Genomic DNA, 1908 nt, shown 5'->3' with positions numbered 1-1908 from the left:
AATCGAGTAGGGGGCCGGGTTGACCGGCCCCCTCTCACACCACCGGACGTGCGGGCCTCGCATCCGGCGGTTCGTTAGGTCGCTTGGAATCGAGTCCAGGCGTGGTGAAAGAAGATCAGGCCCAGTTCCTCCCAATACGAGTTCGGAAGGGCCCGCTGCAGGATGGGTGAGCCCGCGATACGCCAGTAGCCGCGACTGCTCATCCCCCACTGCCAGGCCAGGTCGGCCCGGATCCCGAGGGTATGCAGATTCGCAACCCTGGTACGGGAGCGCTTCCATTCCTTCCAACGGATCTGGCGCATCCGACGACGAAACCATTCATCCAGATCCCTGAACTTGCGCGGGGTATCCGCCAGGCGGAAGTACCCCATCCAGCCCCGGACGTACTGGTTCAGCCGCGTGATGCGGAACTGCATGGACACACTCCACTTCCGAGACGTCAACATCCGGATGCGAGCTTTGGCTCGTTGCCACGCCTTCGGCGCGACCCGAATCTTGACCCCCGACGCGGTGAAGTAAAACCCGAACCCCAGCAACACAGCTGTCGTTGCCGAAGCGATCGAGGACTTCGTCCGGTTCACCTTCAACTTCAACCGCCGTTCCAGCAGCGCCGTACTCTGTTCGAGCACCCGCTCGGCCGCCCGCTTCGATTTCACGAAGACCCGGATATCGTCGGCATACCGGATAAACCGATGCCCACGCGCCCAGAACTCCTGATCGAAATCATCGAGCATGATGTTCGACAACAACGGCGACAAGGGCGACCCCTGCGGGGTTCCCTCGTTCACCGGCTGCCGCACACCGTCGGCCATAATCCCCGCCTCCAAGTAACGGCGGATCAGCTTCAGCAGCCGCTTATCGTTCACCTTCCGCGCAACCCGGGCCATCAGCACGTCATGGTTGACCCGATCAAAGAACGCATCCAGATCAACCTCGACCACCCACCGATACCCCTGCTCGATCACCAACCTGGCGACCTTCACAGCGTCATGGGCACTTTTACCCGGCCGGAACCCATAGGAGACCGGTACAAAACCCGGATCAAAGATCGGAGTCAGCACTTGCGCGATCGCCTGCTGGATCAACCGATCCAGCACCGTCGGCACCCCCAACTTCCGTTGCCCGCCATCAGGTTTGGGAATCATCACCTGACGCACCGGCATCGGACGGTACGTGCCCGCATCCAACGCCTCCCGCACCGCAGCCCAGTTGCTCCGGCACCAATCACGCAACTCCTGCGTGCTGACACCATCCACACCGGCCGCGCCGCGATTGCGTTCGACACGTCCCAACGCAACAGCCAGATTCGCAGGCGCAAACACCTGCACCCACAAATCCTGGCCGTCCCTGACGTCCTCCCCGACACCCACCGAGACACCACTACGCACAGACGACGGCACTTCCGGATTCACCGGTCCCTCCACTCCGTCTGCCCCGCCCACAGCGGGCTGGCTGCGATCATCGCGATCCCCACGAGAAATGCCGCTTCAAACCATCAATTCCCAACGTTCAGCCCTTCCCAGCCATCACGATCACATTCCCGCTGGTACTACGACCTCTGCTGACTTCTGCCCCATCAACACCACCCTCACGAACGATGTCGCTCCGACACCAACGCCGACGCACTGGAACAGATCTCCCCAGATAAGAACATTCACTTTCGTCCTACCGCCGCCGCATTTACACACCAGCCGTTTCGGTGGAACGGGCTTCACCATCTCATGCTGGCTCACCCCAACTGGCATGCCTTCTATGCGGTTCGTGTCCCTCGGTGCAGGACTTCGTCTCCGGCTTCCTTCCCACCCCACCTCACAGTGACGCAGTTGCCATCGACTCGGAGTTAAACCACCTTCACCTCCAGAGGACTCACACCTCCAAGCGAATGCCCATGCTGGGCGTACACGACGA

1 protein-coding gene is annotated in these 1908 nt (G+C 61.3%); it reads right to left on the bottom strand.

The features are described 5' to 3' along the window. Positions 1 to 74: 74 nt before the first annotated feature. Positions 75 to 1328 carry a group II intron reverse transcriptase/maturase gene (gene ltrA / locus E0T84_RS31475; protein WP_249383796.1) on the bottom strand — a complete coding sequence of 418 codons (1254 nt, stop codon included), beginning with the start codon at positions 1326 to 1328 and terminating at the stop codon, positions 75 to 77. Between the last annotated feature and the right edge of the window lie 580 nt (positions 1329 to 1908).

The organism is Mycobacterium sp. DBP42 (genome assembly GCF_005924235.1).
Lineage (GTDB): Bacteria > Actinomycetota > Actinomycetes > Mycobacteriales > Mycobacteriaceae > Mycobacterium > Mycobacterium syngnathidarum.
This window is presented reverse-complemented; position numbering and strand designations above follow the sequence as displayed.